Here is a 21,183-nt window from a genome sequence, read left to right as displayed (position 1 = left end):
GCTCCTCTTCTTGTGGTTCTCTCCTTCCGAGATGGGGTGCCGCGCGCGCTTGTCCAGCGAATTGCGCAGCCACCGGCAGGGCCCCGCCGCACGCCCGATACGGCCCGGCCTGCGCGGCGACATGGACCGGGTGGACCACGCTCCAGCGCAAAAACGCCCGATCCGTAACCATGGCGCGCCGCAGCGTGACCCTGCGGCGCGGACTGTCACCCTGCCCGCCGCAAGTGTCACCCCCCTCCGCGCCGGTGTCACCCTGGCAGCGCCGGTAGCGTCACCCTGCCGCACCGCGCGCCTCACCCGTCCCGCCCCGGTCGGTCACGCCTGTCTTCGGGCGGATAGGGCGCACGCGAGAGCATCGGATGCACCGGCCCGCGCCCGCGCCGCGCAGCGGCCTTGCGCGCAGCCGCGACCTTGACCGCCTCGTCCCACAGGAAGGCGAATTGCGGCGCCCGCGCGCGCAGCCGGTAGGCCGCCTGCCGGCTCATCCCGACGCTGCGCGCCGCGCGGGCGACCATCCCGCAGCTCGCCAGCACCTTGATGAACTCGGCCGCCTTGTCGCCGGTCCAGCGGCTGTTTCGGGGCGCGCGGAAGCGCTGCGGGGCGATTGCGGGGGTGGAGGCTGCTGCATGCCGCGCATTAGGCCACAGCCGCGCCGCTGTAGGAAAGCCGGCGCGTGGGCGCGGGCAATTGCCAATCGGCCGCACGAAAGGTAAACCGGTGTCATAGCCCGCTTGGGGCGCTGTTTGGGGACAGGATCATGCGTATCGCTCTTTGGTGTCAGACTTCCGCCGCGCTGGCATTCGCCGCCAGCCTTGTCGCCTGTTCGCCCGCGCCCGCCGATGAGGCCGGCGAGGCCGCAGGCAGCGACAGCGCCATCCTCGCCGAGGGGCCCGAAGCGGTGATTACCGAACTCGCAGCTGCCGACATTCCGGAGGGCGCACGCGCCGCCGCGCTCGAGGCGGTGCCGGGCATGCAATTCGCCGGGGCCGAGCGCAAGGAGCGCGGCGGCATGGTGTTCTACGACATCGAGGGCACGCGCGCCGATGGCAGCGAGGTCGAACTCGACATGCTGGTCGAGGACGGCGTGTTCCGCGTGGTCGAGATCCAGCGCGATCTCGCCTGGGCCGATGTCCCCGCGCCCGCGCGCGTTGCGGCCGAGGCCGCGCCCGACATGTTCGCTCCCGTGCGCGTGATCGAAAGCGTGCAGGAGGACGGCGCGGTGATCTACGAGCTGTTCCGCGACGGCCAGCCGGGCGAACCCGCCGCCGAGGTGAAGCTGGCCGACGGCAAGGCCGAGATGCTCGCCGAGCGCTGGGCCTATTGACCCACCCGCCGATCGCAGGGCTGGTTCGCGCGCGCACCGATGGCTAGGCAGGCGCGATGTCCAGCCCCAGCCCCACAGCCGCCCCCGTCACGATCCTGGTCGATGCCGACGCCTGCCCGGTGAAGGAGGAGATCTACCGCGTCGCCGAACGCTTTGGCGCCGAGGTGCGCGTGGTCAGCAACAGCCCCTTCCGCGTACCGGTGAGCGCGCGGGTCAAGCGCGTGGTCGTGTCGGACGGGTTCGACGCTGCCGACGACTGGATCGCCGAACATGCGGACGCCCGCAGCGTGGTCATCACCGCCGACATCCTGCTCGCCGAACGCTGCCTGAAGGCGGGCGCGCGCGTGCTCAAACACGACGGGCGCGCCTTCGACGCCGCGAGCATCGGCAGCGCGGTGGCCACCCGGGCGATCATGGAAGACCTGCGCGCCGGGATGGACGGGGCCCACGGCGGCCCCCCGCCCTTCAGCAAGGCCGACCGCTCCAACTTCCTCCAGGCGCTCGACCGGGTGATGGTGGAACTGCGCCGCTAGCGCGCGGCCGCCGCCCGCGCGAATAAACGCGCTTTGTCCGGCGCGCAGGCGTAGGAGCATGGCCGGGGCATTCCGCCCCGATTGGAACCACGCATGTCCAAGGGACAGAAATCGAACCGCGAAGCCCGCAAGCCCAAGAAGGAGAAGGTCAAGACCAACGCCTCGCAGCCGTCGCAAAAGCCCGGCGCGATCAGGGGCCTGGAGAACATGAAGAACAGCTAGCGGATGCGGGCGGGCGGCGGGTGCAGCCTGCCCCCCGCCGGTCCGCCGCGGCGCTGCCGGAAAGCGGCGCGCGCTAGGCCTTCTTCGCCTTGTGCGCGGCAATCGCCTCGTCGATCGCGACAATCCGCTGCCGCTCGGGCGTGCCCTTGGCCAGTCCCTTGAGACGGCAGGTCGCCCACAGCTGGCGGCGTTCGGATTCGAGGTTCTTGAGATAGAGATCGGCCATGCGCCGCCATATGGGCGTGTTGGGGACCGGTGGCCAGGGGGCGTGAGGCCAAGTGTACCGACCCCGGATTTGCGGAATTGCTGCAGGCGCTGGCCCGCGTGCCGGTGAAGCGCGCACGCGGCCAGGCGGCGTGTAGGACAAGTGGAGGATTTGCCCCCTGCCAGTCCCATCACATGGACCGCATGGACCACGGTCCATTGCGAAAAAAGTCCGGGCGTGCGCGCGGGTGTCTGGCGGAGGGGTTTCGCGAGGGGCCGGAGCGCGTGCATAGCGTGCAGCAAGACAGGTTTGCGCGGAGTAGGAAAGCCCTCAGGCGAGGTGCTGGCGGAACCAGTCAACGCGTTCTTCCTCGGTGAGGTCGGTCATCCCGTCATCCCAGCGAAAGCTGGGATCTGGCTCGGTCGCGCGAAACGATGGCGATCCCAGCTTTCGCTGGGATGACGAATACGGGTCAATTCGCCATTTCACGCGGCATGGTGATCCCTGCAGACATCCTGCTGGCCGAACGGTGCTTCAAGGCAGGCGCAGCGGCCCTCGCGCACAACGGCAAGCCCTTTGATGCCGCCGTTCAGCAAGGCGGACCGGCGAACTTCCTGCAGGCGCTGGACCGGGTGCTGGTGAGGATGGGGCGATGCTAGTCACAACTACGGACAGAGAGAAACTTTCATCTACAGTTTCCAAACTTTTTCGCGAGCCAGTTTGGCAAGCTTGTAACCTCTTTGGCTGATTTGCTTCTTGCCCCAAACTGTTTTGTCTTTGAGGTCCGGCCAAATCCATGGAACCGGTTTCAGGAGCGGCTTTTTCTCTTTGAATTCCTTGCTTGCGAGTTTGCCATTTAAATCCTCTGTTACGAACGCCAGATTTCCGATTGCTCCAACATCGTCAGGTTCCCATGTCTTTGCACCCTTCGATTGGCTTTGAAGGTGCTCGATGGTCATAATTTCCGCGTTGTATTTGGCATCCATGCCCTTTTCTGCAGAAATCTTACGCAGAATGTAGCGCACGAGGTCCTTGTAACGCTTATGGTCATCTCTGAAGATCGTCGTCGCGAATGGATAGTCAAACTCTTCTGCTGAAGGCAGGCGTTCTGCAAACTTTGCTCTTATTTCCCTCAGGCGTGTAGTAAATTCTTGAGCATCGTTAGTCTCGCTCACTGCTTGAGCCAGCTTGGCATACATAGCTGAAATGCCACCGCCGCCCCTTGATTGCGTGATGGCATTGAACTGAAAAGTGAATACCTCAATCATGCGCAAGGCTTGCGCAGCGGCGGTAAGCTTAATCACTTTCTTTCGGTAAAGCCTCACGACCGAAAGCATAAGAGGAATGGCCTGCGCTACGCGAAACACTCCAACTGCGGCCAAGCTGTCTCTGAGCCCAGACTCCTCCTTGCTCCACTCCGAGTCATGGGGAGCCACCACCTGAGTGTAAATTGCGGCATCGGACTCCAGGTCTTTCAGCCTTTGGAGCGCATTCGTCTTAGTCGTCGCTTTCTTAAATTCTTTAAATAGGAGTTTCTGGGATACGAAGCCTTCTTTCGACAACCAATAGTGAAGGATAAAATCATCGACGGAGTAAGCTGTTTTTACACTGTCGAATTGTTGGTTGATTGAAGTCCAACGCTCACGGACTGGATCGTCAGACTTGGCTTTACCCTTAATTGAACGCGCAAGGTGATTCTTCACCAGATCACTGATCCGCAGGTCCTTACCGCGCGTATTGAGTGTTTCGAAGATAATGTACGCATCATCTTCACTTCCTAGCTCAATTGAAATGTACTGGTGGGATAATATACGGTCACGCACGTCCTTGAGTAGCGTTACCTTATCGTCTTTACTGGCTAGCTTATCGATCTCAAAATTAAGCATCCTGCTCAATTGCGTTCGAGCATTTAAGATATTTTTCTCTTCCTGTGAGGATGGTTTCTTTGCTTTATCCCCATCCTTCAGCATCACGAGGTTTTGAAAGAACGCATTTGCTGGCGTGTGCTCAAGCACAAAGCGGTCCTTGTTGTCGTTATCCTTCGTGATCAGGAAATTTTGAACTCCGACGGCGAGATTGTCTTCGGACAATTCAATAAACTTATCTCGGATAACTGAGAGTAGTATCACGCTAGTAGTCAGTCTCTGCTGGCCATCAACTACATAAACCACGTTGCTTTCTTTACTGTCGTGGTAAAGAACGACAGACCCCATAAAATAGTCCGAGTTTCCTTCTTCCCTTAAGTCATTCCAGAAATCAGCAAGGTTTTCATTTTCCCAATCGTAGGGGCGCTGGAAGCGAGGGATGCGAAGAAAATTCTCTTTGACGAACGTCGAAGTCGTTTTTGGAAACGGTGTTACCTTCATGAAGTTATCCTACCCTTCCAAAACCGCTTAAGCGCTATCCTCCGGCAAATACAACCGCTCGCCCTTCTCGCGGTACACTTCGCTCATCTTCTCCATCCCCGCACGCGCTTCCTCGGCCTCTTCAGCTGAGGTCTCGCGCTTGATGTTCTCGCTCGCGAGGTAGCTGTCCGAGTTCTGCTTCGCCGCGAATTCGCGCACTTCCTGCGTGATCTTCATGCTGCAGAACTTGGGGCCGCACATCGAGCAGAAGTGCGCGGTCTTGGCGCCTTCTGCGGGGAGCGTCTGGTCGTGGTACTGCTCGGCCGTGTCGGGGTCGAGACTGAGGTTGAACTGGTCGCGCCAGCGGAAGTCGAAGCGCGCCTTGGAGAGCGCGTCGTCGCGGACCTTGGCGGCGGGGTGGCCCTTGGCGAGGTCGGCGGCGTGCGCGGCGAGCTTGTAGGTCACCACGCCCACCTTCACATCGTCGCGGTCGGGCAGGCCGAGGTGTTCCTTGGGCGTGACGTAGCAGAGCATGGCGGTGCCGTACCAGCCGATCTGCGCGGCGCCGATGCCACTGGTGATGTGGTCGTAGCCGGGTGCGATATCGGTGACGAGCGGCCCCAATGTGTAGAAGGGCGCTTCGCCGCAGGCCTCGAGCTGCTTGTCCATGTTCTCCTTGATCTTGTGCATCGGCACGTGGCCGGGGCCCTCGATCATCACCTGGACGTCCTGTTCCCAGGCGCGCTTGGTCAGTTCGCCCAAAGTGTAGAGCTCGGCGAATTGCGCTTCGTCATTGGCGTCGGCGATGGAGCCGGGGCGCAGGCCGTCGCCGAGGCTGTAGGCGATGTCATAGGCCTTCATGATCTCGGTGATTTCGTCGAAGCGCTCGTAGAGGAAGCTCTCCTTGTGATGCGCGAGGCACCATTTCGCCATGATCGAGCCGCCGCGCGACACGATGCCGGTAACGCGCTTGGCGGTCATCGGGACATAGGGCAGCCGCACGCCCGCGTGGATGGTGAAATAGTCGACGCCCTGTTCGGCCTGCTCGATCAGCGTGTCGCGGAACACTTCCCAGGTGAGGTCCTCGGCAATGCCGCCGACCTTTTCGAGCGCCTGGTAGATCGGCACGGTGCCGATGGGGACGGGGCTGTTGCGGATGATCCATTCGCGCGTGTCGTGGATGTTGCGACCCGTGGAGAGGTCCATCACCGTGTCGGCGCCCCAGCGGATCGACCAGACCATCTTGTCGACTTCTGCCGCGACATCCGATGCGACGGCGGAATTGCCGATATTGGCGTTGATCTTGACGAGGAAGTTGCGCCCGATCGCCATGGGTTCGGTTTCGGGGTGGTTGATGTTGTTGGGGATGATCGCGCGGCCGCGGGCGATCTCGTCGCGGACGAATTCGGGGGTGACATATTCGGGGATCTCGGCGCCCCACGAATTGCCGTCGAGCTCGCGGCGCACCTGTTCGCGGCCCAGGTTCTCGCGCTCGGCGACATATTCCATCTCGGGGGTGATGATGCCGCGGCGGGCGTAGTGCATCTGGCTGACGTTCATGCCGGGCTTGGCGCGCAGCACCTTTTTCGCGACATTGGGGAAGGCGGGGACGCCGCCCGACCGGTCGGGGCCGAGCTGGCCGTTATCCTCGGGCTTCACCTCGCGCGCGGTGTATTCCTCGACATCGCCGCGGGCCATGATCCATTCGCGGCGTTTCTGTTCGAGGCCGGCGCGGATGTCGATCGTGGCATCGGGGTCGGTATAGGGGCCGGAGGTGTCGTAGACGCGTACGCTGGGCTCGCCGCCCTCGAGGTCGATCTCGCGCATGGCGACGCGCACGCCGCTGCCGCTTTTCGCGCCGATCTGGACCTTGCGGCTGCCGCGGATCGGGCCGGTGGTCACCCCGATGTCGAATTTGCTGTTGATGTCGGCCATGCGAAGTCTCTCCTCGAAAGCGGAGCGCGGACTTCGGGCCCAGCCATAATGCAGCCCGGTCCACTCCCTCCGCCGATGCTAGTCGGTTCAGGTTCGACGGGTCGGCGGACTTCAACCGCCCTCTCAGCCTCATGGCTCCCCGGGGATGCACCGCGTCTACCCGTTCCGCGCGGCGGGGTCCAGCCCGGCAGCGGCAAATTGGGGCGCACCCGCACTTTGCCCGATGCGCCCGCAGCGCTATAGCGGGCGCATCATTCCGTTGAGAGGACACGATTACATGACCCTTCGCGCGCCGCTTACTGCCGCCGCCCTGCTGGCCACCGCTTCGCTTACCGCGCAGGCGCAGGCCCGGCCGATGACCCCTGAAGACGTCGCCAAGATCGAAAGCGTCGGCACCATCGCCGTATCGCCCGACGGTGCGCGCGTCGCCTATACGACCGCGCGGCTGCCCGACGTGACCGCGGGCGAGGAGAACGGCACCACCACGCAGCAGCTGTCGATGGCCTATGGCCCGGGCAATGCCCGCGAATTCCTGCCCGCCGACATGAATGTCTCGGGCATCCAGTTTTCGCCCGATGGCCGCATGGTCAGCTTCATGTGGGCCGACGGCGACGACAAGAAGGCCGTCTGGGGCATCCCCGTCGATGGCGGCGCGCAGCGCAAGCTGGCGCATGTCGAAGGCGCGGCGGTGCGCTCCTATGCCTGGTCGCCCGATGGCAGCCACATGCACCTGCTGGTCGCCGCCGAGGAAGACAAGGATCGCACGGCGCAAAGCAAGGCCGGTTTCAATTCGGTGGTCTACGAGGAAGAGCCGCAGTTCAACCGCCTGTTCCGCGCGCGGATCGGGATGGAGCCCGACGCCGAGCCGCAGGAAGTCTCGCTGCCCGGCTATGTCACCTCGTTCCAGATCGCGGATGACGCGCGCACCGGCGTGATCGAAACCGCGCCGACGACGCTGATCGACGACGAATACGTCAACAAGAAGGTCAACATCCTCGACATGGAAAGCGGCACCGTCCGCATGGTGATCGAGACCCCGGGCAAGATCGACGATGTCGAGATATCGCCCGATGCAAGCCGGCTGGCGCTGATCGCCGCGGTCGACATGAACGATCCGGCTGCGACCACGATCCACTTCGTCGACGTCGCCAGCGGCGTGGTCACCCCGCACAATGCGGGCGCGCCCGAAGCCGTGGTCGATGTCGAATACATGGACGACGGGCGCCTGGTCGCCGCGGTCCATGTCGGCGCGCAGAGCGTGCTGCGCATCCACAATGCCGACGGTTCGCTGGAGCGCGAGATCGATCCCGGCGCGCTGATCATCAGCAATGTCGAAACCGCCGGTTCGGTGATCGCGGTCGAGGCCAGCGCGCCGCAGCACCCGACCGAACTGTTCCGCCTCGATGGCGACAGCTTCACCCGCTGGACGCAGCACAATCCCTGGCTGTCGGAAATCGACTTCGGCGAGCAGCGCACCTTCCGCTATACCGCACGCGACGGGCAGGAAGTCGAAGGCGTGCTGATCGAACCCGTCGGCGGCGTACCGGCCGGCGGTGCCCCGCTGATCCTCAACGTCCATGGCGGGCCCGAGGCGCATGACAGCAATGGCTGGCAGACCGCCTATTCCAAGCCTGGCCATGTCGCCGCGGGCCAGGGCTATGCGGTGTTCCTGCCCAACTATCGCGGCTCGACCGGCTACGGCACCGCGTTTTCCAAGCAGCACACGGGCAATTACACCGACCCCGAGTTTACCGACCTGGTCGACGCCAAGCGCGCGCTGGTCGCCGAAGGGATCGCCGATGCCGACCGCACCGGCGTGACCGGCGGCTCCTATGGCGGCTATGCCACGGCATGGTCCTCCACCCGCTGGAGCGAGGAATTCGCCGCGGGCGTGATGTTCGTCGGCATTTCCAACCAGATCAGCAAATTCGGCACGGGCGACATCCCTTACGAGATGTACAATGTGCACAGCGGCAAGTGGCCGTGGGACGACTGGATGGCGATGCTCGAAGTCTCGCCGATCTTCCATGTCGACAAGGCCAGCACCCCGCTGCTGATCATGCATGGCGAGGAAGACACGCGCGTCGACCCGGGCCAGAGCCTCGAGCTTTACCGGGCGATGAAGATCCGCAAGCCCGACGTGCCCGTGCGCCTGGTGTTCTATCCCGGCGAAGGTCACGGCAACCAGAAGGCCGCCGCGCGCTACGATTACAATTTGCGCATGATGCGCTGGTTCGACACCTATCTGAAGACGGGTGACCGCGATGCGCCGCTGCCGGCCGAGCGCCCCGTGCTTCCGGCAGGCACCACCGGGGTCTCCAGCGACGACTGAGCGCCCCGAACGGGCATGAAAAAGGGGCCGCGCGGCATACCACCGCGCGGTCCCTGCTTTTTGCACCGGACTATTTGCCGCCGGCGGCGATCCAGTCGTCGATCTTGGCTTCGAGCACGGTGAGCGGGATATTGCCGCTGTCGAGCACCTGTTCGTGGAAATGGCGGATGTCAAAATCCTCGCCCAGCGCGGTTTCGGCGCGCGCGCGCAGTTCCTTGATCTTCAATTCGCCGATCTTGTAGCCCAGCGCCTGCCCGGGCATGGCGATATAGCGCGCGACCTCGTTTTCCGAATAGTCGCGCGGATTGCCATTCTCGACCATGTATTCGACCGCCTGCTCGCGGGTCCAGCCGAGCGCGTGGATGCCGGTATCGACCACCAGCCGCACCGCGCGCTTCAATTCGCCATCCTCAAGCGCCTGCAACCGGTCGACCGGGTCGTCATACAGGCCGAGTTCGTAGCCGAGGCTTTCGGCATAAAGCGCCCAGCCCTCGCCATAGGCAGTGAACCAGCCGTGCCGCAGCAGGTCGGGCAGGCTTTCGTCCTCGACCGCGAACATCACCTGGAAGTGATGGCCCGGATTGCCTTCGTGCATGTAGAGCCGGATGGACGGGCTCAGTTCGCGCTCGGCCGCGTTCCAGCCGCTGAAATAGAAGGTGCCGGGGCGCGAGCCGTCGGCCTTGCCCGGCTGGTAGGACGCGGCGAGGAAGAACTGCTCACGATAGGGCTCGTACGGCTCGATCCGCAGCTCGGTTTCGGGCTGGCGCAGGAACAGCGGGCCGATCGCGGCATCGATCTTCCGGCCGACCTCGTACCATGCTTCCTGCAGTGATTCCTTGGTCTTGTAGACCGGCGGGCGGCGGTCGCCGCGCTCGGCGATCGCCTGCTGGCGCGCCTCGTTGATCCGCGCCACCTCGGACAGGCCCAGCCGGTGCACCTCTTCCGCGGTCAGCGGCAGCGTGGTCATTTCGGCGATCCGGTAGGCGTAATAGGCATCGCCGCCGGGTGTTGCGGTCGCACCGATGCTGGTGCGTGCCTGCGGCAGGTAGCTGTCGGCCAGATAGGCGCGCAGCTTGCGCATTGCCGGATAGAGCGTGCCTTCGACCGCCGATATCAGCGCGGCGCGCGCCTGCCCCTTCTCCGCTTCGGTGAAGCTTTCGGGCAGCTGGCGCAGCGGTGCGTAATAGGGATTGCTGCCTTCCGGGGCGCCCAGCTGCGTGTCGAGCTGGTCGATCATCAGCTCCACCGTCAGCCGCGGCAGGGTGATGCCCTGCTCCAGCCCCATGTCGAAGCGCGCGATGACATCGTCGACCATCTGCGCATAGGCGGCATGCCGTGCGACATTGTCGGCATAGTCTTCAACCGCCGCGAACGGCATCACGCCATCGGGTGCCGACAGGCCCGGATAGGAGCCCTGGATACCCTGGAAGTGGTCGATCGGCAGCGCGAGGATGGTCTTGAGCACCTCGGGTTCGGTCGCGGCCAGCGTGCGTTCCTGCGAATAGCGGAAGGTGTCGTAGGCGATCCGCTCGCCCGGCGTCAGCGCCGCGCGGTCGATCGTCGCGAGCGCGGCGATGTCGCACATCGCCGCCGCGCGTTCGGTCTCATAGGCCGCGGGCGAGAAATCGCCGAGGCTGCCCGCATCGGAAAAGTCGCCGCGATAGAACGCCGCGCGCGGGTTGCGGTCGAGGAAGGCGGCGTCGCTTTCGGCCATCAGCGCGCGCAGACGCTGGCTGTCGCTCTGCGCGGCCGCGACCCGGTCGCAGGCTTGCGCCGCGGGGGCCGCCAGCGCGGTGCCGGCCATAGCCAGCGCCGAGGCGACCTGCAGGACCCTGTGTTTCATGGCCATGCCCTTACTGCCCCCCGCCCGCGACCCAGGCATCGATCTTGGCTTCCAGCACCGGCAGCGGGATATCGCCCGTGTTGAGCACCTGTTCGTGGAAGGCGCGGACGTCGAAATCCTCGCCCAGCGCGGCCTCGGCGCGCGCGCGCAGCTGCTTGATCTTCAATTCGCCGGTCTTGTAGGCCAACGCCTGCGCGGGCATCACGATATACCGCGCGCTCTCGCTTTCCGCGAAATCGCGCGCTGCGCCATTGGCGACCATATATTCGATCGCCTGCTCTCTGGACCAGCCCAGCGCATGCATGCCGGTGTCGACCACCAGCCGCACCGCGCGCAGCATTTCACCGCCCTCGAGCGCTTTCAGCCGTTCGACCGGATCGTCATAGAGACCGAGTTCGTAGCCGAGGCTCTCGGCATAAAGACCCCAGCCTTCGCTGAAGGCGGTGAACCCGCCGTAGCGCATGAATTCGGGCAGGTCCTCGTTCTCGATCGCGAACATCGACTGGAAGTGATGCCCCGGATTGCCTTCGTGCATGTAGAGCGAGATCGAGGTGCCCAGCTCGCGTTCGGCGACGTTGTAGCCGCTGAAATAGAAGGTGCCCGGACGCGACCCGTCGGCCTTGCCCGCCATGTAGCTAGCGGCGAGGCTGAATTTCTCGCGGTAGGGTTCATAAGGCTCGATCCGCAGTTCGGTTTCGGGCTGGCGCAGGAACACCTCGTCCATCAGCGGATCGACCTGCTCGGCCACTTCGTACCACGCGGCCTGCAGGTCGGCCTTGCTGGTGTAGGTGGCGCCGGTGCGGCCACCGGCTTCCGCTTCGGCGGCGTCGATCGCGGCGTTGATCCGCGCAACCTCGGCCAGTCCGGTGTCGTGGATCTGCTGCGCGGTCAACGGCAGCGTCGTGTTGTCCTCGATGCGGTAGGCGTAATAGGCCTCGCCGCCGGGATTGTCGGTTGCGGCGATGCTGGTGCGCGACTGTGCCAGATATTCGCTCGCCAGGTAATCGCGCAGCTTCTGCAGCGCGGGCATCAGCGTGCCGGTCAGCACTTCGCGGTGCTGCTGCGTCAGCCGCGCGCGCTCGGCTTCGTCGATGCTGTCGGGGAAATTGGCGACCGGCGCCCAATAGGGGCTCTGCTCGATCGGCGCGCCTGTTTGCAGGTCGAGCTGTTCGATCATCAATTCGACCGACATGCGCGGCAGCGTGATGCCCTGCGCCGCGCCGGTACGGAAGCGCGCGATCGCCTGGTCGATGATCTCCGCCATCGCGCGGTGGCGGCTGAAATTGTTCTCGTAATCCTGCACCGTATCATAGGGCATCAGCGCGCCGGGCGCGGAAAAGCGCGGGTAGAAGACATGCAGCCCGCGGAAATGGTCGATCGGCAGCGCGAGCACGGTGGGCAGCACGTCGGGCGCGGTCTGCGCCAGCGTGCGCTGCTGCGTGTATTCGAACACGTCGTAGGCGATGCGGTCGGTTTCCCCCAGCGCGGCGCGGTCGATCGTCGCCAGTTCGGCCAGATTGGCCTGCGCCGCCGCGCGGTCCGCGGCATAGCTGGCGGGTGAATAATCGCCCATCCTGTCGGCATCGGAGAAATCACCGCGGAAGAAGGCGGTCACCGGATTGCGGTCGAGCATGGCGGCTTCGCTGCGTTCGAACAGCGCGTGCAGCGCGGCAGCGGCTGCCGCATCGCTTGCTTCGGCCGCGGGTTCCTGCGCCAGCGCGGCGGGTGCGGAAAGCGTGGCGCAGGCAATGGCGATCGCCGATGCGACGCGCGTGAAAGTGGTGGTCATGACGTGGAATTCTCCCCAGGGATCGTGCGGCGACGCTAGCCGTGCGGCGACCCGCCGCAAAGCCCCATCGACCAAGCGTTCTCCCACCCCCGCGAATGGCAGGGCGGATACGCGAGGCAGCGCGGCGAAAGAGCCGCGCGAGAGTTCCTGACAACGTTGACAGAATGCAGCGTTCGACCTACTCCGCACCGGGGAAGCCCGCCGCATGCGATGGTGGCCGGGCGGATTGGGGAGAACGACAAGTGGTAACGGCAACGACCCCCGCGGCAGACGCGGCGACGGAAATCTCGTCGAGCGATCCGGCACCGGCCGAAGGCGAAGGCCATGTCCACGCCCCCAGCCTGCCCCCCTTCGTCTTCGCGCTGTTCTTCATCTTCGGCGGGATCACCAGTCTCAACGACGTGCTGATCCCCAAGCTGAAGGAACTGTTCACGCTCAATTACACGCAGGCGATGCTGGTGCAGTTCTGCTTTTTCGCCGCCTATCTCGTCATCGGCATCCCGGGGGCGAAACTGGTCAAGCGGATCGGCTACATGCGCGGCGCAGTGGCCGGGCTGATGACGATGACCGCCGGCTGCCTGCTGTTCATCCCCGCCAGCACCACGGCGACCTATCCGCTGTTCCTGCTGGCCTTGTTCATTCTCGCCAGCGGGGTGGTGATCGTGCAGGTGGTGGCCAATCCGCTGATCAGCCTGCTGGGCCCGCAGGAGACCGCGCACAGCCGGCTGACTTTCGCGCAGGCGTTCAATTCCTTCGGCACCTTCGTCTTCCCGCTGGTCGGCGCCGGGCTGATCCTGGGCACGCTCGCCGATGTCTCGGCGGAGGATTTCGAAGGCGCCGCGCTGGCCGCCTATCGCACTGCGGAATCGGCGATGATCGTGAAGACCTATCTCGGCCTCGCGGCGGCGATCACCGTGGTCGCGGGCGCGGTCTGGCTGTTCCGCAACCGGTTGCAGGGCGAAAAGCACGAGGCCTCGAGCGGGCTCGTGGGTTTCGACCTGCTGGCCCGGCCACGCTTCGGCTTCGGCGCGCTGTGCATTTTCCTCTATGTCGGCGCCGAGGTCGCGATCGGTTCGATCGTCATCAACTACCTCACGCTCGACGACGTGCTCGGCCGCCCCGAAAGCGTGATCGGCTGGATGGTCAGCCTCTACTGGGGCGGCGCGATGATCGGGCGCTTCATCGGTTCGGCGCTGCTGCGGCTGGTGAGCCCGGGCAAGATCCTCGCCGCAGTGGCGGTCGGCGCGATTGCGCTGATCGCGCTGTCGACCAACAGCAGCGGCACGCTGGCTGCATACAGCCTGCTGGCGATCGGGCTGATGAACTCGATCATGTTCCCGACGATCTTTTCTCTCGCCTGCGAACGCCTGGGCAGCCGCGCGGCGGATGGATCGGGGATCATCAATGTGGCGATCTTCGGCGGCGCGGTGATCCCGCTGGCCACCGGCGCGCTGGCCGATCTCAGCGGCAGCCTCGCGCTGTCGCTGGCGCTGCCCGCCGCCTGCTACGCGGTGATCGCGGTGTTCGGCATCTACGCGCGGCGCCCCGCGAGCGACTGAACCGTCCGCGCCCGGCCGATTGCCTTGCGCTCCGGCGCGGGGCAAGGCTGCTACCCGATGGACCGCGCTGCGCCCCGCCCGCACACGACGCCGCTGCTGCTGGCGGTCGGCCTTGCGCATGCAGGCGGCGTGGTCGCCTATCTACCGCTGGTCACGCTGCTGCTGCCGATGCGGGTCGAGGCGCTGGCGCATCTCGCCAAGATCGACCTGCTCACCGCAGCGGTGCTGGTCGGCGGCGTGACGGCGAGCGTGAGCAATATCCTGTTCGGCTGGCTGAGCGATCTGTCGGTGGCCCGCGGCGGCGGGCGCCGCCCGTGGGTGGTGGCGGGCCTAATTGCGCTCGCGGCATCCTATCCCGCGCTGGTGCTGGCGCGCAATCCGGTCGAGCTGGTGGCCGCGGTGGCGCTGGCGCAGGCGGCGATCAACGCAGTGCTCGCGCCGCTGTTCGCGATCATCGCCGAGGAAGTCCCCGCCGCGCGCAAGGGGCTGGCCGGCGGCTTGCTGGCGCTGGGCAATCCGGTCGCCGCGGGGTTCTCGGTCCTGCTGCTGGCCGCGTCGGGCCTGCCGGAGAGCGCGCGCTTCGTGCTGGTGCCGCTGACCGCGGCCGCGCTGGCACTGCCGCTGCTGGCGATGCGCGCCCGCACCGGGGATCCCGCACCGCCCGCCGCGCAGCGCCGGGATAAGCGCGATATCGTGATCGCCTCGCTCGCGCGGCTGCTGGTCCAGCTCGCCTGCGCGACGCTGGGGCTGTACCTGCTGTATTATTTCCAGACCCTGCGGCCCGGCGGACGCGGCACTGCCGCCTGGGTCGGCAGCGTGCTGATGCTGTCCTATCTGATCCCACTGCCCGCCGCGCTGCTGGCAGGGCGCTGGTCCGACCGGCTGGGCAGGCGCCGTCCGTTCCAGTGCGTCGCAGCGCTGGTGGGCGCGGCCGGACTTGCCGGGATGGCGGGGGCCGTGAACGCGTGGCAGGGCGCGGCGGCCTTCTGCCTGTTCTCGGCAGGGACCGCGGTGTTCCTCAGCCTCAACACGACCTTCGCGATGCAATTGCTGCCCCGACCCGACCGGCGCGGGCGCGACCTCGGGCTGGTCAACCTTGCCAACACTCTGCCGGCGATGATCGGCACGCTGCTCATCTGGCAGCTCGCTACTCCCGGTGATTTCACCGCCGTGCTGGTCGCCTTCGCCGCGCTCACCGCTGCGGGCGGACTGGCGATCCTCGCCGTCCGCGAAAGCCCGGTTCCCGCAGGCTGAGCAGCCGGCCTACCCGGTCGGGCAATCGGCGATTGCATCGGCGTCGGACAGGCTGCCCAGCGCAACCCGCGCGATGCTCAGCCCCGCGTCGCCATCGGCCATCAGGCGGAACGGGGACGAAATCCGCGCCATGTCGGCACCCGCGGCGCGGAAACATTTGAGCGGAACGCCGAGCGTCTGCCACTCGCCTTCGGCCAGTTCGCCGAATTCGGCGATAGGCACCGCCGCGCCGCACGGCTCCCCATCGCAGCGGACGGACATGGACAGCGGGCGCGCGATGGGCGCATCGCGCCGCACCGTGGCCAGCAGCAGCATGTCGCCATTGGTTTCGCGGCTCAGGTCGATCGGGTCAAAGGTCGACAGTTCGATCGCCGCGCCTTGCGCATGCGCAGCGATGGCAAAGCTGCGCGCGCCTTCCTGCACGCCGTGATCGGTCGCCGCGATCCGCACGCGGCCGCCGAGCGCCTCGGCCGGGACGGTGGTCACGCGCAGCGCATTGGTGCCATCGGCGCGCGACACGGTGAGCGACCATGACGAGGCGGGTACGCCGCGGTCGAAGAACACGCCGCCGTCGCTGCCATCATCGCTCACGCCGCTGTCTTCCGGCAGCGCGGTCCACGCGCGCGGACCGTGGGAATATCGCAGCCCGTAGCCGAAGGGGTACAGCGTCTCGCCGCCATGCTGCGCAGTGGCGGGCCAAGCGGTCGGCAGCAGGCCCTGGAATTCATGCGCCGGCGCGCCATCCGCTGCGGCAAACAGCATGTCGGCCACGCCGCCGCCCTCGGACCCCGGCAGCCACGCGGCGACGAAGGCATCCGCCGCATTGAGTGCTTCGTTGACATAGAGCGGGCGGCCCGTGATCATCACTGCCACCACCGGGATGCCCTGCTGCTTCAGGCGCTCCATGGTGGCGATCGGCCGGCGCAGTTCGGGGCGCAATTGCAGCGAGGCGATATCGCCCTGGAATTCGGCATAGGGGGTTTCGCCGAACACGACGATCGCGGCATCGGGGCGCTCGGTGAAGCTGCCCTCGGGCGAGAGTTCGGCGCTGCCACCGCCGGCGGTGGCCGCCTGCTCGATCCCTTCCCATAGCGATGTCGCGCCGGGGAACAGGCTGTTGTCGAGCCCGGTGCCCTGCCAGCTCAGCGTCCACCCGCCCGACTGGCGCGCGATGTCGTGCGCCGCATCGCCCGCGACGAGGATCCGCCCGCCCGGCTGCAGCGGCAACACGCCCGTGTTCTTGAGCAGCACCAGCGATTTGCGCACCGCCTCGCGCGCCACCGCGCGGTGATCGGGCGCGCCGAGCAAGTCGTATTCGCCCGACAGCGCGCGCTGCGAGGGCTTGCCCATGTCGAACAGGCCAAGCCGTTCCTTCAGCCGCAGCACGCGTGCCACCGCATCGTCGAGCCGTTCCATTGCGATCGTGCCGTCGCGCACCTGCGCCAGCGTGCTGTCATAGAGCATGCGCCAGCTGTCGGGCGCCATGAACATGTCGATCCCCGCATCGACCGCCCGCGGACAGCTGGCGTTGCTGCACCCGGCGACCTGGCCATGCGCGTTCCAGTCGGTGATCACCAGACCACCGAAATTCATCCGGCCCTTGAGCACATCGGTCACCAGCCCGCGATGCGCCGACAGCTTGACGCCGTTCCAGCTCGAAAAGCTGGTCATGATCGTGGCGACGCCGCTCTCGATCGCGGGAATATAGGGCGCGCCGTGAACCAGCCGCAGCTCGAGTTCGGAGATCACCGCATCGCCCTGGTCCTTGCCATCGGTGGTCGCTCCGTCGGCGAGGTAGTGCTTGGTGCTCGCCGCTACATGCGGCCCGGCGAGGATCGGGGTGGTCGAGGGCGGCCCCTGCAGACCGCGGATCATGCTGCCGACATAGGCGGCGACCAGCGCGGGATCGGACGAATAGCCTTCATAGGCGCGGCCCCAGCGATAGTCCTGCGGCACGGCGACGGTGGGGGCGAAGGTCCATTCCTGCCCGGTGACGCGGATCTCGACTGCAGTGACCTTCCCGATCCGCTCGATAAGTTCGGGATCGCGCGCGGCGCCCAGTCCGACGTTGTGCGGGAAGATCGTCGCCCCGACGATATTGCTGTGGCCGTGCACCGCATCGGTGCCCCACACGATCGGGATGGCCGGTTCGCCGGGACCGACATCCATCGAGGCTTCGTAAAAGGCATCGGCAAGCGCGAGCCAGTCCTGCGCCGGGGCCAGATCGTCGCCCCCGGGGCCCGAATTGCCGCCGTTGAGCACCGAGCCGAGCCGGTAGCGGCGCACGTCTTCGGGCGTCACGCTGGCGATGTCGGCCTGAATGATCTGCCCGACCTTCTGTTCGAGCGTCATCCGCGCGAGGATCGCCTGGACGCGCGCCTCGCCCGCTTCGGTCAGCACCGAGGGGAACGCCACTTCGGGCCAGCGTTCAGGATGGACCCTTGCCGCCGGGATGTCCTCCGCCACGGATGCCGCAGCGGGATCCGCCGCTTGCGCGGAGAGTGCAAGCGCGGCCGATCCGGCCGCCAGAAGTATCGTCTTCAAAAGCATAAACCCCATCCCATGCGGCGGCCGCCCGAGGCTGGTCCGAAAGGCGCTGACAAGGTTGACAGTGCGCCCTGCGAAAAACCCGCTCCGGCAGCTTGTTGTGGGCTTTGTTTGACAACGTTGACAGAAATATGCAACCAGTAAAGTCGCGGATGATCGCCAGCACCCCGAGTCGGGTCGCATGGCGGGTCAACGCACTGTTGAGAGGTCCGCACACAAGATGCGGCTTGGGAGGGATACTGAAATGGACAGCGGGATTTTGCGTAACCGGTCGACGTTGCTGGCCGCCGCATCGATATTGGCGCTGGGGTCGCATGCGGCGCCGGCTTTCGCGCAGGCGCAGGACGCTACCGACACCGGCCAACAGGCCTCCGATCCGGGCGGGAACGTCATTGTCGTCACCGGCTTCCGGGCCTCGCTCGAAGACGCGCTCGAGGCCAAGCGCGAATCGAACCTGATCATCGAATCGGTCACCGCCGAGGACATCGGCAAGTTCCCCGACCAGAACGTGGCGGAATCGCTCCAGCGCCTGCCCGGCATCCAGATCGACCGCGAGAACGGCCAGGGTTCGAAGGTCCGCATTCGCGGGCTCGAACAGAACGTCACGCTGCTCAACGGCGAGCTCTTCGTCAGCGGGCTCGAAGTCTACAAGGTCGGCGAAGGCAATTACAATCGCAACGACAGCCTCGAAGGCGTGCCGTCCGAACTGATCGGCGGGATCGAAGTGTTCAAGTCGCCCAATGCCTCGCTGCTGTCGGGCGGCCTGGGCGGGATCGTCAATCTCAAGACGCGCAACCCGCTCGACCTGAAGCAGGGCCTGACGCTGGCGGGCAACGCGAAAATGAGCAAGGGCAGCGAAATCTCGGGCTGGGAACCCGCCGGCGCCGCCGTGCTGGGCTACAATTTCAACGACCGGCTGGGGGTCATCGCATCCTTCAGCTACGAAAAGACCAACAACCACGTCAACGTGCTGGGCGGCGACAACCGCGGCAACTGGGCGTTCGCCGAAGGGCGCCGCGACACCGCGACCGTGCCGACCAATTACTACGCGCCCGAATACCGCTATGTCACCGACCGCGACCAGTACCGGCGGCGCTGGGGCGCTTCGCTGGGCATCACCTACCGGCCGACCGACGCGCTCGAAGTCAGCGCCCAGTATTTCCATTCCGACCTCGAGATCGACACCCGCGAAGCTTCGGTCAAATTCCCCTTCGGACAGGGCGAATCGCAGGGCCTGGTCGGGGATTACTCGATCAACGAGAACGGCGTGCTGACCCAGGGCACGGTGCGGGCGCAGTCGGCCGAGGCGATCTCCTTCGTCGACGTGTCCAACATCAAGTCGGACAATCTGCAATTCGCGCTCGAATGGGACAACGATACCAATTTCCGTGCCTCGGTCATGGCTGCCTATGCGACTTCGAGCATGGAACGCGAAGTGGCCAACAACGACGTGCGCTACACTGCCTATGGCGTGCGTGGGCCGGGCACTTCGGGGCCGCAGCCCGGCTTCACCCCGAACGCCTCGGCGCCGCCGACCTTCGATTTCACTTACACCAATGGCGACTTTCCCAGCTTCGGCATCGGCGCAGGCAGCCCGCAGGACCTGTTCAACAACCCCGACTTCGGCTTCTTCAAATCGCACTGGGCATTTGGTGACCGGTCGGACATCGACGGCCATTCGATCCGTGCGGATTTCGCCTATGACGTCGACGACAGCTATGCGGACACCATCACGCTGAGCGCGGGCTTCCGGTACGGGCAACGCACGGTGGACTTCACCTCGGGCCGCTATCTCGCCGATCTCAGCGGCAAGGGCGAACTTGATGCCACGCAGATTCCCGAGGCCGAACGCGTCGACGGCTTCTCCTACAACTGGACGCCCTACAGCTACTTTCAGGACGGGGCGATCGGATACAAGATCTGCGACCTGCCCGAAGTGAACAAGCCGGCGGCCTTCGCCGGGTGCAGCCGGTTCGGCAATTCGCCCGCGCTGCTGACGCCCTACGAAACCTTCCTGAGCAATCCCGAGCGGGTGGAGGCGATCGCCAATTTCGCCGGCGGCGGCCGGGTCGAAGGCGATACGGTGCTGGTGGCCGACCGCTCGCAGATGACCAATGCGCTCGAATGGATCCAGGCGCTCTATCCCGACACGCCCTTCACCTTCTTCGAAGACCCGCTGCAGACCTACCGGGTCAAGGAAGAAGTCAAATCGGGCTATGTCATGGCCGATATCGGGGGGCTGGACGATCCCTACCACGTCAATGTCGGCCTGCGCATCGTCAACACCGACCTGACGGTCGACCAGAACCAGCCCGCCAATGCCGATCCCAGCTATTGGGGCACCGACAGCTGGAACGGCGTGCTGCGCGATTTCACCACCACCACGGTGATGCGCAGCTACACCGACTTCCTGCCCAGCGCGAACGCGGTGTTCGACGTCGGCGACGACAGCAAGGTCCGCTTTGCCGCGGCGCGGGTCGTCGCCCGCCAGCCGCTGGTGTCGCTGGGACAGGGCTTCGCAACCGACTTCACCCGCGATCCCGCTGACGATCTGTTCAAGTTCACCAGCGGTTCGCGCGGCAATGCCGAGCTCGATCCGTTCCGCGCCTACCAGTTCGACCTGGGGGTCGAACACTACTTCGGCAATCAGGGCCTGTTGTCGGCCGGGCTGTTCTGGAAGGAAGTCGACAGCTTCGTCGTCAACGAGACGGTGGCGGTGTTCGTCAACGACCAGGCGGGCGGGCGGCTGGGTCCGGTGTCGCAGCCGGCCAACGGATCGGGCGGCCGTGTGAAGGGGTTCGAACTCGCCGCGCAATATGCCTTCGACTTCGGTCTCGGCTTTACCGCGAACTACACTTTCTCGGACACCGACACTGATTTCAGCACCGACTTTGCCGACAACCTTCCGTTGCCGGGCGTGTCCAAGCACTCGGCCAACGGGCAGGTCTATTTCGAACGCTACGGGTTCGCCGCGCGCGCCTCCTACAGCTGGCGTTCGAAACAGTATCTGGGCAATTTCGGCTTTTCCGACGGCTCGGTCACGCGGACGCTGGGCATTTACCAGAAGTCCTACGGCCAGCTCGACGGACAGATCAGCTACCAGCTGACCGACAATTTCGAAGTCTTCGCCGAAGCGATCAACATCACCAAGGCGGATACCAAGGTCTATCTGCAATTCCCCGAACTGCCCTTCCGCTTCGAATCGGGTTCGCGCCGGCTCTACGCCGGGGTGAAGTTCAACTTCTGATCAGCGGTCCTCTCCGGAAACTGGTGGCGGCCCCTGCCTGCAGGGGTC

General features: G+C 65.4%; 15 protein-coding genes and 1 riboswitch. Of the genes, 8 read left to right on the top strand and 7 right to left on the bottom strand.

Annotated elements, in window-relative coordinates:
* Nucleotides 1-293: 293 nt before the first annotated feature.
* Nucleotides 294-704 carry a hypothetical protein gene (locus SJY12_RS11740; RefSeq protein ID WP_397505445.1) on the bottom strand — a complete coding sequence of 137 codons (411 nt, stop codon included), beginning with the start codon at nt 702-704 and terminating at the stop codon, nt 294-296.
* Between the two features lie 53 nt (nt 705-757).
* Between SJY12_RS11740 and SJY12_RS11735 the strand changes: the two genes are divergently transcribed.
* The 3 genes from SJY12_RS11735 to SJY12_RS11725 all read left to right on the top strand — a co-directional run bounded on the left by SJY12_RS11735 (nt 758) and on the right by SJY12_RS11725 (nt 2,079).
* Nucleotides 758-1,324, top strand: coding sequence for a hypothetical protein (locus SJY12_RS11735; RefSeq protein WP_397505444.1), 567 nt, complete (start codon nt 758-760; stop codon nt 1,322-1,324).
* Nucleotides 1,325-1,380: 56 nt separating this feature from the next.
* A complete protein-coding gene (locus SJY12_RS11730; RefSeq protein WP_397505443.1) occupies nt 1,381-1,857 on the top strand; it encodes a YaiI/YqxD family protein in 477 nt (158 codons plus the stop codon).
* Between the two features lie 93 nt (nt 1,858-1,950).
* A complete protein-coding gene (locus tag SJY12_RS11725) occupies nt 1,951-2,079 on the top strand; it encodes a hypothetical protein (protein WP_255358288.1) in 129 nt (42 codons plus the stop codon).
* A gap of 73 nt (nt 2,080-2,152) precedes the next feature.
* On the opposite strand, the gene SJY12_RS11720 is transcribed toward SJY12_RS11725, so the two are convergent.
* The gene (locus SJY12_RS11720; RefSeq protein ID WP_197458160.1) at nt 2,153-2,305 is read right to left on the bottom strand and encodes a hypothetical protein; all 153 of its coding nucleotides are present in this window, start codon (nt 2,303-2,305) and stop codon (nt 2,153-2,155) included.
* Between the two features lie 437 nt (nt 2,306-2,742).
* Here SJY12_RS11720 and SJY12_RS11715 point away from each other — a divergent pair, with 437 nt between their 5' ends.
* A complete protein-coding gene (locus SJY12_RS11715) occupies nt 2,743-2,943 on the top strand; it encodes a DUF188 domain-containing protein (protein WP_397505442.1) in 201 nt (66 codons plus the stop codon).
* Between the two features lie 30 nt (nt 2,944-2,973).
* Here the strand turns inward: SJY12_RS11715 and SJY12_RS11710 are convergent, their stop codons facing one another.
* Both SJY12_RS11710 and thiC read right to left on the bottom strand, forming a co-directional pair.
* Nucleotides 2,974-4,650 carry a DUF262 domain-containing protein gene (locus tag SJY12_RS11710; RefSeq protein WP_397505441.1) on the bottom strand — a complete coding sequence of 559 codons (1,677 nt, stop codon included), beginning with the start codon at nt 4,648-4,650 and terminating at the stop codon, nt 2,974-2,976.
* 27 nt (nt 4,651-4,677) lie between these two features.
* Nucleotides 4,678-6,564 (bottom strand): phosphomethylpyrimidine synthase ThiC, encoded by a 1,887-nt coding sequence (gene thiC, locus SJY12_RS11705; RefSeq protein WP_397505440.1) that lies wholly within the window; start codon nt 6,562-6,564, stop codon nt 4,678-4,680.
* Nucleotides 6,565-6,610: 46 nt separating this feature from the next.
* Nucleotides 6,611-6,716, bottom strand: a riboswitch (TPP riboswitch).
* A 125-nt stretch (nt 6,717-6,841) separates the two neighbouring features.
* Between thiC and SJY12_RS11700 the strand changes: the two genes are divergently transcribed.
* Nucleotides 6,842-8,896, top strand: coding sequence for a S9 family peptidase (locus SJY12_RS11700; protein WP_050599601.1), 2,055 nt, complete (start codon nt 6,842-6,844; stop codon nt 8,894-8,896).
* 70 nt (nt 8,897-8,966) lie between these two features.
* Here the strand turns inward: SJY12_RS11700 and SJY12_RS11695 are convergent, their stop codons facing one another.
* Complete coding sequence (locus tag SJY12_RS11695) at nt 8,967-10,739, bottom strand: DUF885 domain-containing protein (protein WP_397505439.1); 1,773 nt, start codon at nt 10,737-10,739, stop codon at nt 8,967-8,969.
* Nucleotides 10,740-10,749: 10 nt separating this feature from the next.
* Nucleotides 10,750-12,528, bottom strand: a complete 1,779-nt coding sequence (locus SJY12_RS11690) for a DUF885 family protein (RefSeq protein ID WP_160766383.1) — start codon at nt 12,526-12,528, stop codon at nt 10,750-10,752.
* 284 nt (nt 12,529-12,812) lie between these two features.
* Here SJY12_RS11690 and SJY12_RS11685 point away from each other — a divergent pair, with 284 nt between their 5' ends.
* Nucleotides 12,813-14,087, top strand: coding sequence for a glucose/galactose MFS transporter (locus SJY12_RS11685; RefSeq protein ID WP_050599657.1), 1,275 nt, complete (start codon nt 12,813-12,815; stop codon nt 14,085-14,087).
* A 57-nt stretch (nt 14,088-14,144) separates the two neighbouring features.
* Entirely contained in the window at nt 14,145-15,341 is a 1,197-nt protein-coding gene (locus SJY12_RS11680; protein ID WP_397505438.1) for an MFS transporter, read from the top strand.
* A 9-nt stretch (nt 15,342-15,350) separates the two neighbouring features.
* On the opposite strand, the gene SJY12_RS11675 is transcribed toward SJY12_RS11680, so the two are convergent.
* Nucleotides 15,351-17,891, bottom strand: coding sequence for a glycoside hydrolase family 3 N-terminal domain-containing protein (locus tag SJY12_RS11675; RefSeq protein ID WP_397505437.1), 2,541 nt, complete (start codon nt 17,889-17,891; stop codon nt 15,351-15,353).
* A 241-nt stretch (nt 17,892-18,132) separates the two neighbouring features.
* On the opposite strand from SJY12_RS11675, the gene SJY12_RS11670 reads away from it, so the two are divergent.
* Nucleotides 18,133-21,135 (top strand): TonB-dependent receptor, encoded by a 3,003-nt coding sequence (locus SJY12_RS11670; RefSeq protein WP_063510724.1) that lies wholly within the window; start codon nt 18,133-18,135, stop codon nt 21,133-21,135.
* The last annotated feature ends 48 nt before the right edge of the window (nt 21,136-21,183 follow it).

Origin of the sequence: Qipengyuania sp. R86523 (assembly GCF_044596365.1) — a bacterium.
In the GTDB taxonomy this organism is placed as follows: domain Bacteria; phylum Pseudomonadota; class Alphaproteobacteria; order Sphingomonadales; family Sphingomonadaceae; genus Qipengyuania; species Qipengyuania citrea.
The sequence above is the reverse complement of the archived record's forward strand: the minus strand, read 5'-3'. Positions and strand labels throughout refer to the sequence as shown.